A 14,353-nucleotide genomic window follows, 5' to 3' on the forward strand; every position below is an offset into this window, starting at 1 on the left:
CATGGGTTACCAGGGGCACTTCAGGGTGTGGCGCGGTGATGCGGACGGGGGAGGCCTGGAGGACTTCACCGTGGAGGTCAACGAGGGCGAGGTCGTCCTCGACATCATCCACCGGCTCCAGGCGACGCAGACGGCGGATCTGGCCGTGCGGTGGAACTGCAAGGCGGGCAAGTGCGGCTCGTGCTCGGCCGAGATCAACGGCAAGCCGAGGCTGCTGTGCATGACCCGGATGTCGGTCTTCGCCGAGGACGAGGTCGTGACGGTGACGCCGATGCGCACGTTCCCGGTGATCCGGGACCTGGTCACGGACGTGTCGTACAACTACACGAAGGCACGGGAGGTGCCGGCGTTCAGCCCGCCCAAGGGCGTCGCGCCGGGCGACTACCGGATGTCCCAGGTGGACGTCGAGCGCTCGCAGGAGTTCCGCAAGTGCATCGAGTGCTTCCTCTGCCAGAACACGTGTCACGTGATCCGCGACCACGAGGAGAACAAGCAGTCGTTCTCCGGGCCGCGGTTCCTGATGCGCGTGGCGGAACTGGAGATGCACCCGCTGGACTCCGCCGACCGGGTCGACGAGGCGCGGTCGGAGCACGGGCTCGGGCTGTGCAACATCACCAAGTGCTGCACCGACGTGTGCCCGGAGAACATCCAGATCACCGACAACGCGCTGATCCCGATGAAGGAACGCGTGGCCGACCGCCGTTACGACCCGATCGTCTGGCTGGGCAACAAGCTGTTCCGGCGGTCCTGAACCCCGGAGAGCGCGGTCCGGAACAGACCGGCCACGTCCACCACGAACCCGCGTCGCGTCACCCCGAGGTGGCGCAACGCGGGTCCGTGGTCCCAGGTCACCGTGATCGTGGCGCCGACCAGCAGCACCCACCAGATTCCCCGGACCAGCCGACGCACGACCGCGGGCGTCCGAGCGAACCCCTCCCGCAGCCGCAGGCAGTGGAACGGCACGTGCCGCTGCTCGTCGGCCAGGATGCGGCCGGCCACCTCGGAGGTCAGCGGGTCACCGGAGCCGTCCCGCAGCGCCCGGTAGTAGCCCAGCGCGACGACCTCGGCGATCAGCAGCACCATCAACTCCAGGCGCAGGCCCAGCGCCCGCCGGAGCCGCACGAAGACCGCGTCGGTCCAATGGCCGCCGATCGTCGTGGCACCGGCCGAGGCCAGGAGGAGGGCGAGCAGCCGGGCGTGGTTCTGCTCCTCCGCGACGAACATCCGCACCGCGGCCTGGTAGTCGGCGTCCCCGCCGGTGGAGGCCTTGGCGATGAGGTTGGCCCCGTCCCCGGACTCCCCGACCTGGAACCGCTGCACGCTGGCCACGATCGGCGCGGGCATGTGCGCGGTTCGGGTGAAGTCGGGATCACCGACTGCACGCCGCCGCTCCACTTGCGCCTCGAAGTCCCGGACCCACTCGGTGAAGGCACTCACGGTCGTTCCTCTCGTCCACGGTGCATGGCGACGTTGGGAGGACGGGTGGTTCGTTCCGCGAGTTGCCCGATCCGTGAGGGGATCCGGTGAAGGGTTTGTGCAGGTGCGTGCAACCGAGGACCACTGTGACCCTCACCGTGCGCTGTTCAGTCGGCTGTCACTTGATCAGCTGCCCTCGGTCCAGTAGCGCTGGAGCCTGGCGACCGCCTCGTCCTTGCTCATCCCGGCCACCTCGGACTCGTCCAGGCCGACACGTGCGATCAGCATGTACACGAGGTCGGCAGGCAGGGCCGCCGCCGGCGGCCCAGGTGTCCCGCGTGCAGGTTTGACGCCATCCTGCACGCATGACCAGAACGTCGGTTCGTCGACGTCGAGTTGATCGCGGAGGATGTGCTCCCACATGCTCTGCCCGTAGCCGGTGCGGTCCACCGGGTGCGAGACGCGGGTGCGCAGGATTCTGCCGTCGACAAGATCGAGTTCGAAAGTGACATGGTGCGTTCCGGTTCGGCCGCAGGCGTCGCGTACACGGCGCCATTCCTCGACCTGGCAGAACGCCTCGTGATCCCTGCGGGTCGGCTGCGGCCAGGAAGTCACCGCGCGGAACCGACAAGCCAGTCGCGCAGCTGCTCGTCGTCGCTGAAGCTGATCAGTTGCACCAAGCCCCAGTTGTCGCGGTGATTCGGGGCGTTCAGCAGGCGCTCCTGCCAGTCTTCCGCGTACTCCCGCAGAGCGTCGACCATCTCGGTGATCGCCTCGTCGAACGACGCGCCGTCAGCGGCCACCGGCAGCCCCGGGATGAACACCGACCAGCCGCCGGCCTCCGGGACGACCTGGGCACGCGAGGGAACGATCGATGCGAGGAAGTGGCGCAGCCGCTTGACGTCCACGACGGCTGTCGTGGACGAGTCACGTCGAACCGTGGCAACTCGCCCCGCCTCCGCGGCATCCAGCAAGTCCTTCAGGTGCGCGCGAGCATCGGTGTAGCTGTCGTAGTGAACAGCAGGCATGCCGGCCTCCCGGGGTGATCGTCACAAGCATGCCGCCGAGGTTCAAGTACGTCAAGTACGTGACGTACTCGGTGGCGTCGACGTTGTATTGAACGCGAGCGGACACGGCAGAGCCGGGGCGACAACCGTCGCCCCGGCTCTGACCGGCTGCTTCACCTGCTGAAGGCGCTCCGGGTCAGCTGCAACCCGACGTGGAGCCGCAGCCCTCGCACAGGTAGCAGGAGCCGGCCGGGCGCATCTTGGTGCCGCAGGTCATGCACAGCGGCGCGTCGGCGGTGGTGCCCAGGTGCAGTTCGAGCAGTTCGGTGGAACTGCCGACCTTGACGTCCGCCTGGGGCTTCTTCTCCTCCACCTCGGCCGCCTTGGTGGACGTGGCGTCGACCGACGTGCGCAGGCCCTCCAGGTCCACGTCGCCGTTGCCGTAGTCCTGCGCCACCTGCGCGGTGCGCTCGTCGGCGGTGAAGATGCCGAGCTGGGCGCGCTTCTCGAACGGCAGGTAGTCCAGGGCGAGCCGGCGGAACAGGTAGTCCAGCACGCTGGTCGCGATGCGGACGTCCGGGTCGTCGGTCATGCCGGCCGGCTCGAAGCGCAGGTTCTGGAACTTCGAGACGTAGAACTCCAGCGGGATCCCGTACTGGAGGCCGACCGAGATGGACATCGAGAACGCGTCCATCACGCCCGCCAGGGTCGAGCCCTGCTTGCCGAGCTTGACGAAGATCTCGCCCAGGCCGTCGTCCGGGTACGAGCCGGCGTGCAGGTAGCCCTCCGCGCCGCCGACGGTGAAGGACACGGTCTGCGACGGGCGCTTCTTCGGCAGGCGCTTGCGGACCGGGCGGTACTCGACGACCGTCTCGGTCTTGGTCTCACCGGACGGCTTCGCGGACTTGCCGGCGGAGAGCGGCTGGCCGACCTTGCAGTTGTCGCGGTAGATCGCGAGCGCCTTCAGGCCCAGCTTCCAGCCCTGGTAGTAGATCCCCTCGACGTCCTCGACGGTCGCCGTCTCCGGCATGTTCACCGTCTTGGAGATCGCGCCGGAGATGAACGGCTGCACCGCGGCCATCATCCGGACGTGGCCCATCGGCGCGATGGAGCGGTCGCCCATGGCGCAGTCGAACACCTCGTAGTGCTCCTGGCGCAGGCCGGGCGCGTCGACCACGTGGCCGTGCTCGCCGATGTACTCGACGATGGCCTCGATCTGCTCGTCCTGGTAGCCGAGGACCTTGAGGGCGCGGGGCACGGTCTGGTTGACGATCTGCATCGAGCCGCCGCCGACCAGCTTCTTGAACTTCACCAGCGCCAGGTCGGGCTCGATGCCGGTGGTGTCGCAGTCCATCATCAGGCCGATGGTGCCGGTGGGCGCGAGCACCGAGGCCTGCGCGTTGCGCCAGCCGTTGCGGGCGCCGATCTGCATGCCCTCCTGCCACGCGCGGGTCGCGACCTTCTGCACCGCCGCGTCGTTGGCGTGGTAGGTGCGGATCAGGTCGTTCGCCGCCGCGTGCTTGCGGATGACGCGCTGGTGCGCCTCGGCGTTGCGGGCGTAGCCCTCGTACGGGCCGACGATGCCCGCCAGCTCGGCGGAGCGCTTGTACGCCACCGCCTGCATGAGCGAGGTGATGGACGCGGCCAGCGCCCGGCCGCCCTCCGAGTCGTACGCGTGGCCGGTCGCCATCAGCAGCGCGCCCAGGTTGGCGTAGCCGATGCCCAGCTGGCGGAACTTGCGGGTGGTCTCCGCGATCGGCTCGGTCGGGAAGTCCGCGAAGCTGATCGAGATCTCCATCGCGGTGATCACCAGCTCGACCGACCTGGCGAACAGGTCGGCGTTGAACAGGCCGTCGTCCTGGAGGAACTTCATCAGGTTCAGCGACGCCAGGTTGCAGCTGGAGTTGTCCAGGTGCATGTACTCCGAGCACGGGTTCGAGGCGGTGATCCGACCCGACTCCGGCGTGGTGTGCCAGTCGTTGATGGTGCCGTCGTACTGGATGCCGGGGTCGGCGCACTCCCACGCGGCCTGCGCCAGCTTGCGGAACAGGTCCTTCGCGTCGACGGTCTCGATGACCTCGCCGGTCTGCCGGGCGCGCAGGCCGAACTGGCCGCCGTTCTCGTAGGCGTGCATGAACTCGTCGGACACCCGGATCGAGTTGTTCGCGTTCTGGTACTGCACGGACACGATGTCCTTGCCGCCCAGGTCCATGTCGAACCCGGCGTCGCGCAGCGCGCGGACCTTGTCCTCTTCGCGCGCCTTGGTCTTGATGAACTCCTCGACGTCGGGGTGGTCGACGTCGAGGACGACCATCTTCGCCGCGCGACGGGTGGCGCCACCGGACTTGATGGTGCCCGCGGACGCGTCCGCGCCGCGCATGAAGGAGACCGGGCCGGACGCGGTGCCGCCGGAGGAGAGCAGCTCCTTGGAGGAGCGGATGCGCGAGAGGTTCAGGCCCGCGCCGGAACCTCCCTTGAAGATCAGGCCTTCCTCGCGGTACCAGTTGAGGATCGACTCCATGGTGTCGTCCACGGCGAGGATGAAGCAGGCCGAGACCTGCTGCGGGGAGCTGGTGCCGACGTTGAACCAGACGGGGGAGTTGAAGCTGAACACCTGGTGCAGCAGCATCCAGGTCAGCTCGTGCTCGAAGACCTGCGCGTCCTGGTCGGTGGAGAAGTAGCCGTGCTTGACGCCGGCCTCGGTGTAGGTCCTCACCACGCGGTCGATCAGCTGGCGCAGGCTGTGCTCGCGCTGCGGGGTGCCCACCGCGCCGCGGAAGTACTTGCTGGTCACGATGTTCGTCGCGTTGACCGACCAGAAGTCGGGGAACTCGACGCCGCGCTGCTCGAAGTTGATCGAGCCGTCGCGCCAGTTCGTCATGACGACGTCGCGGCGCTCCCAGGTCACCTCGTCGTACGGGTGCACGCCCTCGGTGGTGTAAACCCGGTTCACCGTGAGGCGCTTCTCCCCCGCACCGTTGCGGGTGGCCGTCTTCTTGCTGGAGCCACCAACGGTCTCCGTCATTCCCCGTTCCTCTTTCCGCGCGTCGTCGAAGCGTTTGTCGAAATACCGATGAGCGACCAACGTCCGGGCTCCCGTCCGAGGCGGTCGCGATACGTGCATGGGTGGTGCGGTGTAGCTGTGCGATGTGGCTGCGTGATGTGGCTGTGGGGCGTGGTGATGTGCTGTAGGGCGTCGTGATCCGGCTGTAGGGCGTGGTGGTGCGGCGTGGGGTGGCGCGGCGCGATGCGGTGGTGCGGCGGTGTGTCGCCGGTCAGTCGCGTTGCGCGTTGCGGAGGTCCGCGATCTCCTTCTCGAAGTCCTCGACGGAGGAGAACGAGCGGTAGACGCTGGCGAAGCGCAGGTAGGCGACCTCGTCCAGTTCTCTGAGCGGGCCGAGGATCGCCAGGCCCACCTCGTGGCTGGGGATCTCGGCGCATCCGGTGGAGCGGATGGACTCCTCCACGCGTTGGGCCAGGAGGTGGAACGCGTCCTCGTCGACCGGCCTTCCCTGGCACGCCCGGCGGACGCCGGTGACCACCTTGTCCCGGCTGAAGGGCTCGGTCACGCCGGACCGCTTCACGACGGCGAGCACGGCTTCTTCCACGGTGGTGAACCGGCGACCGCAGCTGGAGCAGGACCTCCGGCGGCGGATCACCTGACCCTCGTCCACCTCGCGCGAATCGACCACGCGGGAGTCCGAGTTGCGGCAGAACGGACAGCGCACGACTGGTCACCCCTCCCCGGCGCAGCACCCATCGCGTTAGCCACGGTGGCGGGGAATACCCCAACCTGTGGATAACTACAACGGTGTAACCACTAGATGTAGGGGTCAACCTATGCCTGTGACCCACATGGCGCAAGCTCAGGTCGGCGTGTCGCGGGTGACCGTGTCGCGGGTGACACGGCAGGGTGAAACCGGCTGCGACGGGGTGGTTACGGGGTGGGGTGCGCGGGGGCGTGCGGGAGTGCGGAGCGTGTGGGAGCGCGGGTGTGCGGGGGCAGGCAGGGCGTGCCGGGGGGAGGGAGCGCGAGGGAGTGCGAGGGCGCCGGGGCGTGCGGGAGCGCGGGAGGTGGGGGATCGCTGGGCTTGGGGTCTACGAGCTTGAAAAGCGTCCTCGCCGGACGGGCAGACCACCAAGGATCTCCACAAAAGCCCTTCAAAGCTCTTCGAGCCTTGAAGGGCGGTGGGTCTGCGTGTCATCCCCGTATGACCTGGTCGGAGACAACCACATGCGTCAAGGGCAGATCGTGAAGCGTGTGCGGTGGTCGCGGGTTCGATCTGCCCTTGACACATGCGGTTCGCTGGCGCGCAGGCCATACGGGGATGACACGCAGGCGGAGAGGTGTGCGCGTGGCGCGCGTCTTCCGGCGAGCTGGGCGCGGGGCTTGTGGGGGGCGGCCGGGGGTTAGTCGGTGTTGGTGCGGCCGTCTGGGACTATCAGGGGCTGGCCTGGGGTGATGGTGGGGGTGTCGAGGTTGTTCAGTTCCTTGATGCGTGCCACGACCGCTTCCGGGTTGCTGTTCGGGGCGGTTCGTTCTGCCAGGTCCCACAGGGTGTCGCCTACTTGGACGTGGACGACGCTGGTGCGTTCGGGGACCGTGGTGGCGCCTGAGCCGTACAGGTACAGCAGGCTGAGGCTCACGGCTGCGGCTATCGCGATCACCGTGTAGACCGCCCACCGGACGGCCGGGTGGCGGCTGTCCTCGCGGACCTGGCAGGCGGCCGGGTCCGGGGTGGTGCGGACTGCCAGGGGGCGTGGGCGGGGGGTGTGGGGGCGGCGGGTGTCCTCGAAGCTGCGCAGGACCCTGGGGCCGGGCCGCAGGGGCTCGCCTCGGCGCACGTCTTCGGGGGCGGCTCCGTCCACCAGTTCGAAGCCGGTCCGCATGCCAATGACCACCGCCATGACGCCCTCCACTGCAGGTCATCCGATCATGATCGAACCTGTGTTCGATCGAACGTCCGTGCGAATGTCTACCACTTCGGCCGGCGAAACCGGAAGGACACGCCGACACTTACTTCGAACAGGTGTTTGATCTGGACGTTGAGTGCGGCTACCTTCGACAACTGAAGATCGACGTACAGCCGGCCTGGGCAATCGGGACCGGTGAGGAGGGAAACACTGTGGCCCGCAAGACCAATGACGACCTGCGCACCGCAGCCGATGTGTCCTCCGCGCCCGAACCCGTGGACATCGCGGGCAACGCCGGGCTCACCTTGCGTCAGCGCAAGGTGCTCGACGTGATCCGGGACTGGCTGGACCGGTTCGGCTACCCGCCCAGCGTCCGGGAGATCGGCGAGGCGGTGGGGCTCACGTCCACCTCTTCCGTCGCGCACCAGTTGCGCGCGCTGGAGCGGAAGGGGTTCCTGCGGCGTGACCCGAACCGGCCGCGTGCGGTGGGGGTGCTGCCCACCGAGATCGTGACGGGGCTGGACCCGTCGTCGAAGCCGACGCCCGCCTACGTCCCGATGCTCGGTCGGATCGCGGCCGGTGGGCCGATCCTGGCCGAGGAGTCCATCGAGGACGTCTTCCCGCTGCCGCGCGAGATCGTCGGCGAGGGGGAGGTGTTCCTGCTGAAGGTCGTGGGTGACTCGATGGTGGACGCCGCCATCACCGACGGTGACTGGGTGGTCGTCCGGCAGCAGCCGACGGCCGACAACGGTGACGTGGTCGCGGCCATGATCGACGGCGAGGCGACGGTGAAGACGTTCAAGCGGCGGGACGGGCACGTGTGGCTGTTGCCGCACAACTCGGCCTACCAGCCGATCCTGGGAGACGAGGCGTCCATCCTGGGCAAGGTGGTGGCGGTGCTGCGGCGGCTCTGACGTCCTCAGGGCTTGCGGTTGCGGGAGCGGCGGACGAAGAGGGCCATGAGGGCCAGTACCGCTGCTCCCGCGCCGATGATCGGCCACAGTGGGCGGGAGTCGTCCGACTGCGGGGCGGGTGCCGCCGCCGTGTCGCCTTGGGGCGGCGGTGGGGTGGCCGTCGTGGTGATGGGAGCGGCCAGTGCGGCCGCGCCGGCCACTGCGCGCACGGTCGAGGCTGCTCGTTGGTCGCCGAATTCCGACGCGGACAGCAGCGTGCCGTCCGGGTCGAAGGTGATGGCTTCACCCTGTGGTTCGTTGGGCAGTGGGATGCGCACCGGGTCCGATTCGAGGGCTTTGGCCAGGTCGCCGTCGGGGACCGGGAACAGGTAGGCGTCGGTGTAGGTGCGCAGGGCGGCCACTCTGCCGTCCTTCGACATCGCGCCGCCGGTGACCACCCGGGTGACGACGGAGCTCTGCAGTGGGCCGCCCGGTGTGTCGGAGCCGCTGATGGAAACCTTCGCCACCTGCCGCATCGGGGTCGGTGCGTTCTCGTCCAGGTCGCCGGTCGGGCGGTAGACGAGGGGTGACCCGAGGGATTCCTTGGTGACGATGTGCGGGACTCCGCCGGCGTCCAGGAGCAGTGCTTCGGCGTCGTGCTTCCCGTCCGGGTAGGTCAGGCGGTAGAGCCTGGCCGTGCCGTCCGGGGAGATCGCGTGCAGGGCCACGGTTTCCCGTGACCTGCCGTTGTCACCGGTGTCCGCCAGCCAGAGCGTGCCGTCCGGGGCCAGTGCCAGGTCTTCCACGTCGAACGGGTTGGTGGCGGCGGTGATGGTCCTGGTGATCTCGCAGGTCCGGTCCATCACCTGGAGCTGGATGCGGCCGGTGTCGCTGTCGTTGATCGCGAACCACTCGTCGCCGTCGGAGGCGAGGCCGGAGAGTTCCTCCAGGCGTTGGTCGGTCACCTGGCACACGTCGGCGACGGCCGGCTCCGCCGAGGCGGAACCGGCCGTCAGGGCCAGGGTCAGCAGCGCTGCCAGCAAGGGCTTAAGCGCGGCTTCCGTTGGTGGCGAACTGCTCCAGGACGCCGGCCAGGTCCGGGCGGACCCGGGCGCTGAGCTCGGTGCCTTCCTCCGTGTGCCGTTCCTTGAGGATCTCGCCCTCGCGGTACACGCGGGCCACGATCTCGCCGCGGGCGTACGGGACCAGCGCGTCCACCACGACCTCGGGGTGGGGGATGAGGGTGGCGATGCGCTCCCTCAGCTCCGTGATGCCCTCGCCGGTGCGCGCGGACACGAAGACCGCGGTCGGGAACAGGTGGCGCAGGCGGGCCATGCCGAGTTCGCCCACCGCGTCGATCTTGTTCACCACCAGCAGTTCCAGCGGCATCGGGTCGTCGCGGCGCTCGCTGATCTCGGAGATCACCTCGCGCACGGCGGTGACCTGCTTCTCCGGCATCCCGTCCGAGCCGTCCACCACGTGGACCAGCAGGTCCGCGTCGGCGACCTCCTCCAGCGTCGACCGGAACGCCTCCACCAGCTGGTGCGGCAGGTGCCGGACGAAGCCGACGGTGTCGGTCAGCGTGTAGGGCAAGCCGTCCGGGGTCTGGCTGCGCCGGGTGGTCGGGTCCAGGGTGGCGAACAGCGCGTCCTCCACCAGCACACCCGCCCCGGTCAGGGCGTTGAGCAGGCTGGACTTGCCCGCGTTGGTGTAGCCGGCGATGGCCACGTTGGGCACCGCGTTGGCGATCCGCGCGCCGCGCTTGGTGTCCCGGATGACGCTCATCGCGGCGATCTGCCTGCGCAGCTTCGAGATCCGGGCGCGGATGCGCCGGCGGTCGGTCTCCAGCTTCGTCTCACCGGGACCGCGCAGACCGACGCCGCCGTTGCCGCCGCCGGCCCGGCCACCGGCCTGCCGGGACAGCGACTCGCCCCAGCCGCGCAGGCGCGGCAGCAGGTACTGCAGCTGGGCCAGCTCCACCTGCGCCTTGCCCTCCTTGGAGGACGCGTGCTGGGCGAAGATGTCCAGGATCAGCGCGGTCCGGTCGACCACCTTGACCTTGAGCTTCTCCTCCAGCTGCCGCAGCTGGCCGGGGGAGAGCTCGCCGTCGCAGATCACCGTGTCCGCGCCGGTCGAGATCACGATGTCGCGCAGTTCGGTGACCTTGCCGGAGCCGATGTAGGTGGCCGGGTCGGGCCGGTCGCGCCGCTGCACGAGGCCTTCGAGCACCTCGGAGCCCGCGGTCTCGGCCAGCAGCGCCAGTTCGGCGAGGGACGCTTCGGAATCGGCGGCGGTCCCTTCGGTCCACACGCCGACCAGCACGACGCGCTCCAGGCGGAGCTGCCGGTACTCGACCTCGGTGACGTCCTCCAGCTCGGTGGACAGTCCCGCCACGCGGCGCAGCGCGGCGCGCTCGGCGAGGGCCAGCTCGCCGGTGGACAGCTCGTCGTCCAGGTCGAGCGGATCGTTGGTGTTGTTCTGCGTGTTTTCCGTCATTTGCCCTTCATCGTCGCACGTCCGGACGCCGGAGCCGAGTGGTTAACCGCCCGGGTACACCGCCAGGTAGATCGCCACGCGTTCGCCTTCCGGGTCGTCCGGCGTGGCTTCCAGCTCATCGAACAACGAACGGAGGCGCCGTTTTAGTTCCGCCGGGTTCACCCGGACGATGAGCCGGGTCTGGTCGAGCTGCCCCGGTTCGAGCTCGCCCGCCTCCGCCAGGTACGCCTCGATCATCGCCTCGCCGGTCTCCCGCGCCAGCGGGCCGCGACCGCCGGCGAGCTTCCAGGACAGGCCGGTGGACCGGTAGGGGATCTCCCGCGCGCCCCGGTTGCCGGTGCGGGCCGGCTGGGCCTCCAGGAAGCCCGTCGCGACGAGCTTGCGCACGTGGTGCAGCGTGGTCGCGGGGTCTTTGCCGAGCCGTTCGGCGAGTTCCTTGTTGGTCAGCGCGCGGTCGTGGGTGAGCCGGATGATGCGCAGCCGCACGGCGGAGGCCAGTGCGGCGGCTTCGGCCTCGGTGGCCGGGCGACGGTGCATGGGTCCAGAGTAAGTGATTGACAGTTTCCAATCGCTTCGGTGAGACTCCCCGACCGTGTCCCTCTGGTCTCACCGTGACTTCCGCCTGCTGTGGGTGGGCGACACCATCAGCCAGTTCGGCTCCACCATCGGTCGGACCGTGCTGCCCCTGCTCGCCGCCGGCACCCTGGCGGCCACCCCGTTCCAGATGGGGCTGCTGACCGCGGCGAACACGGCCGCGTTCCTGCTCATCGGCCTGCCCGCCGGGGTGTGGGTGGACCGGCTGCGCCGCCGCCCGGTGATGCTGACCGCCGACTTCGTGCGCGCCGCCCTGATGCTGTCCATCCCGGTGGCGTGGTGGCTGGGCACGCTGACGTTCGCGCACCTGGTCGTGGTCGCCCTGCTGGTCGGCGCGGCCACCGTCATGTTCGACATCGCCTACCAGTCGTACCTGCCCGCCCTGGTCGGCCGGGACCAGCTGGTGGAGGGCAACTCGAAGCTCACCGCGAGCCAGTCCGTCGCCGAGGTGTCCGGACCGGCGGCGGCCGGCGGCATCGCGCAGGCGGTGGGCGCGGCCAACGGCATCCTCGCCACCGGCGTCGGCTACCTGGCCTCGGCGCTGTTCCTGCTGCGCATCCGCACCGAGGAGCCGCCGCCGCGCGCGGCGGACAAGCCGGGGCTGGTGTCGGAGATCGCCGAGGGCCTGCGGTTCGTGTTCGGCAACCGGTCGCTGCGGGCGATCGTCGGGACCACCGGGACGGCGAACTTCTTCGACGGTGTCGGGCTGGCCGTGCTGGTGCTGTTCCTGGCCCGCGACCTGGAGCTGTCCGACGGCGTGATCGGGCTGCTGTTGAGCTCGGCGGGCGCGGGCGGGGTGGTCGGCGCGCTGACCGCGAACCGGTGGAACAACCGGTTCGGGCAGATCCGGGTGATCTGGCTGTCCATGCTGGTCACCCAGCCGTTCGGGCTGCTCCTGCCGCTGGCGCAGGCGGACTGGCGACTGGTGTTCGTGGTGGTCGGCGAGCTGGTGCTGGCCTACGGGGCGATCGTCTACAACATCGCGCAGGTCAGCTACCGGCAGGCGATCTGCCCGGACCACCTGCTGGGCCGGATGAACGCCTCGATCCGGTTCGTGGTGTGGGGCGCGCTGCCGCTGGGCGGCCTGGTGGGCGGGCTGCTGGGCTCGGAGGTGGGCATCCTGGCAACGCTGTGGGTGGCCGCCGCAGGACGTGCGCTGTCCTTCGTCTGGGTGGTGTTCTCACCGCTGCGGACCCCCGATGCCGTCTCCGCGTGACTTCCGGCTGTTCCGGGGCAGCGACGCCGTCAACCAGTTCGGCAGCGCGGTGTCGTCGGTAGGTGCCTGATTCGAGGATGGGTGTCGGCGTCACCACTGCGGGCGATGCGGGACCTTCCGGTGATCACTAGCGTCGACGGCCATGGCTGACACCACCGTGCTGCGCGAGGGCCTCCGGTTCGGCGAAGGGCCTCGGCACGGCCCCGACGGCAGGCTCTGGTACTCCGACTTCTACGACCACGAGGTGCGGGCGCTCGACCTGGACACCGGCGACGAGACCGTCGTCTGCACGGTGCCCGGACAGCCGTCCGGCCTCGGGTGGTTGCCGGACGGGCGGCTGCTGGTGGTGTCCATGAAGGACCGCACGGTGCGCAGGCTGGAGGGCGACACGCTGGTCCTGCACGCCGACCTGAGCGGCATCGCCACGTTCCACGCCAACGACATGCTGGTGGACGGCCGAGGTCGGGCCTACGTGGGCAACTTCGGGTTCGACCTGCACGGGGCGATCGCGGCGGGCGGCGAGGCGTCGATGCTGGAGCCCGGCTGGGTGGCTCCGGGCACGCCGCTGGCGCTGGTCCGGCCCGACGGGACCGTGTCGGAAGCCGCCGACGACCTGAAGTTTCCGAACGGGATGGGGTTCCTGCCCCACGAGGAGGGCGCGCCGAGGACGCTCGTCGTCGCGGAGACGCTCGCGTTCGGGCTCACCGCGTTCGACGTGGCCGAGGACGGCACGCTGTCCAACCGGCGCGTCTGGGCCCCGCTGAGGGAGCACTTCATCGCCCCGGACGGCATCGCGACGGACGGCGAAGGCGGTGTCTGGGTCGCCCCGGCGCTCCAGCCGTACGCGTTCCGCGTGGTCGAGGGCGGGAAGATCACGCACAAGGTCGAGACCGGCCAGAACTGCTTCGCGGTCGCGCTGGTCGGGGACCGGCTGGTCTGCTGCACCGCGCCCGTCTCGCAGCCCGAGGTGGTCGCCGTGGACCGGCTGGGCAGGCTGGAGGTGTTCCGCCTCTAGAGGGCGTCCCACCAGGCCTGGTCGAGTTCGCCGCGGGCGAGCAGCACGGCCGGGCCGGAGAGGGTGGACGACTCCTCGTCGATCACCACGGACACCTGCCCGCCGGGAACGTCCACAGTGGCCTTCCCGGTGTGCCGGCCGGTGCCGTGCAGCCAGGACGCGACGGCCGCGACGGTCCCGGTGCCGCACGAGCGGGTCTCCCCTATGCCGCGTTCGTGCACCCGCATCAGCAGCGCCCCGTCGTCCAGGACGTTGACGAACTCGACGTTCACGCCGTGCGGGAACACCTCGCGGTCGTAGCCGGGCTGGTCGCGCAGGTCGAGCGCCGACACCGGGGTGGTGGTCACGCACGCCAGGTGCGGGTTGCCGACGTCCACGGCCACACCCGCGAACTCCACGCCGTGCAGCAGCGCGGTGGAGGCGCCGGTGACCAGCGCACGGCCCATGTCCACGGTCACGGTGCCGTCGTCGTGCGCCACGACCTCCCGCTGACCGGCCCGCGTGCCCACGGCGAACGGGCCGAGCGGCACCAGGTCCGCCTCCACCAGGTACCGGGCGAACACCCGCACGCCGTTGCCGCACATCTCGGCGATGGAGCCGTCGGCGTTGCGGTAGTCCATGAACCAGGGACCGAAGTCCGGCCGCACGACCCGCAGCACGCCGTCCGCGCCCAGCCCGCGCCGCCGGTCGCACAGCGCCCGGACGCGCGACTCGGTCAGGTCCAGCAGGCCGTCCGGGTCGGGCAGCACCACGAAGTCGTTCTCCGTGCCGTGACCCTTCAGAAACTCGACTCCCACGCCCA

General features: G+C 69.7%; 14 protein-coding genes. 4 read left to right on the forward strand and 10 right to left on the reverse strand.

Annotated features, from left to right (window positions below; translation table 11 throughout):
- The first annotated feature begins 1 nt into the window (after position 1).
- A complete protein-coding gene (locus FHS29_RS32220; RefSeq protein ID WP_184697467.1) occupies positions 2-751 on the forward strand; it encodes a succinate dehydrogenase/fumarate reductase iron-sulfur subunit in 750 nt (249 codons plus the stop codon).
- On the opposite strand, the gene FHS29_RS32225 is transcribed toward FHS29_RS32220, so the two are convergent.
- The 6 genes from FHS29_RS32225 to FHS29_RS32250 all read right to left on the reverse strand — a co-directional run bounded on the left by FHS29_RS32225 (position 703) and on the right by FHS29_RS32250 (position 7,331).
- Positions 703-1,437, reverse strand: coding sequence for a ferritin-like domain-containing protein (locus tag FHS29_RS32225; RefSeq protein ID WP_184697470.1), 735 nt, complete (start codon positions 1,435-1,437; stop codon positions 703-705). The two genes, FHS29_RS32220 and FHS29_RS32225, sit on opposite strands and share 49 nt — an antisense overlap.
- Positions 1,438-1,602: 165 nt before the next feature.
- The gene (locus FHS29_RS32230) at positions 1,603-2,031 is read right to left on the reverse strand and encodes a cytotoxic translational repressor of toxin-antitoxin stability system (RefSeq protein ID WP_184697472.1); all 429 of its coding nucleotides are present in this window, start codon (positions 2,029-2,031) and stop codon (positions 1,603-1,605) included.
- The gene (locus FHS29_RS32235; RefSeq protein ID WP_184697475.1) at positions 2,028-2,444 is read right to left on the reverse strand and encodes a type II toxin-antitoxin system HicB family antitoxin; all 417 of its coding nucleotides are present in this window, start codon (positions 2,442-2,444) and stop codon (positions 2,028-2,030) included. Before FHS29_RS32235 ends, FHS29_RS32230 begins: the two co-directional genes overlap by 4 nt.
- A 175-nt stretch (positions 2,445-2,619) precedes the next feature.
- Positions 2,620-5,448 (reverse strand): vitamin B12-dependent ribonucleotide reductase, encoded by a 2,829-nt coding sequence (locus tag FHS29_RS32240; RefSeq protein WP_184697477.1) that lies wholly within the window; start codon positions 5,446-5,448, stop codon positions 2,620-2,622.
- Positions 5,449-5,698: 250 nt separating this feature from the next.
- Positions 5,699-6,151: a transcriptional regulator NrdR gene (gene nrdR / locus FHS29_RS32245; protein WP_184697480.1), complete on the reverse strand. Its 453-nt coding sequence runs from the start codon at positions 6,149-6,151 to the stop codon at positions 5,699-5,701.
- Between the two features lie 682 nt (positions 6,152-6,833).
- Positions 6,834-7,331 carry a LysM peptidoglycan-binding domain-containing protein gene (locus tag FHS29_RS32250; protein ID WP_184697483.1) on the reverse strand — a complete coding sequence of 166 codons (498 nt, stop codon included), beginning with the start codon at positions 7,329-7,331 and terminating at the stop codon, positions 6,834-6,836.
- Positions 7,332-7,549: 218 nt separating this feature from the next.
- On the opposite strand from FHS29_RS32250, the gene lexA reads away from it, so the two are divergent.
- Positions 7,550-8,251, forward strand: a complete 702-nt coding sequence (gene lexA / locus FHS29_RS32255) for a transcriptional repressor LexA (RefSeq protein ID WP_312865193.1) — start codon at positions 7,550-7,552, stop codon at positions 8,249-8,251.
- Between the two features lie 5 nt (positions 8,252-8,256).
- Here lexA and FHS29_RS32260 read toward each other — a convergent pair whose 3' ends face one another.
- The 3 genes from FHS29_RS32260 to FHS29_RS32270 are packed head-to-tail and all read right to left on the reverse strand — an operon-like array spanning position 8,257 to position 11,263.
- Positions 8,257-9,273 carry a YjiK family protein gene (locus FHS29_RS32260; RefSeq protein WP_184697487.1) on the reverse strand — a complete coding sequence of 339 codons (1,017 nt, stop codon included), beginning with the start codon at positions 9,271-9,273 and terminating at the stop codon, positions 8,257-8,259.
- 4 nt (positions 9,274-9,277) lie between these two features.
- Positions 9,278-10,726, reverse strand: a complete 1,449-nt coding sequence (hflX, locus tag FHS29_RS32265; protein WP_184697490.1) for a GTPase HflX — start codon at positions 10,724-10,726, stop codon at positions 9,278-9,280.
- 42 nt (positions 10,727-10,768) lie between these two features.
- A complete protein-coding gene (locus FHS29_RS32270) occupies positions 10,769-11,263 on the reverse strand; it encodes an ArsR/SmtB family transcription factor (protein ID WP_184697493.1) in 495 nt (164 codons plus the stop codon).
- A 55-nt stretch (positions 11,264-11,318) separates the two neighbouring features.
- On the opposite strand from FHS29_RS32270, the gene FHS29_RS32275 reads away from it, so the two are divergent.
- Positions 11,319-12,536, forward strand: a complete 1,218-nt coding sequence (locus FHS29_RS32275) for an MFS transporter (protein ID WP_184697496.1) — start codon at positions 11,319-11,321, stop codon at positions 12,534-12,536.
- A gap of 142 nt (positions 12,537-12,678) precedes the next feature.
- A complete protein-coding gene (locus tag FHS29_RS32280; RefSeq protein WP_184697499.1) occupies positions 12,679-13,551 on the forward strand; it encodes an SMP-30/gluconolactonase/LRE family protein in 873 nt (290 codons plus the stop codon).
- On the opposite strand, the gene dapF is transcribed toward FHS29_RS32280, so the two are convergent.
- On the reverse strand, positions 13,548-14,348 hold the full coding sequence (gene dapF / locus FHS29_RS32285; protein ID WP_376774489.1) for a diaminopimelate epimerase: 801 nt from the start codon (positions 14,346-14,348) through the stop codon (positions 13,548-13,550). The two genes, FHS29_RS32280 and dapF, sit on opposite strands and share 4 nt — an antisense overlap.
- Positions 14,349-14,353 lie beyond the last annotated feature (5 nt).

This window comes from Saccharothrix tamanrassetensis (assembly GCF_014203665.1).
Taxonomy (GTDB): domain Bacteria; phylum Actinomycetota; class Actinomycetes; order Mycobacteriales; family Pseudonocardiaceae; genus Actinosynnema; species Actinosynnema tamanrassetense.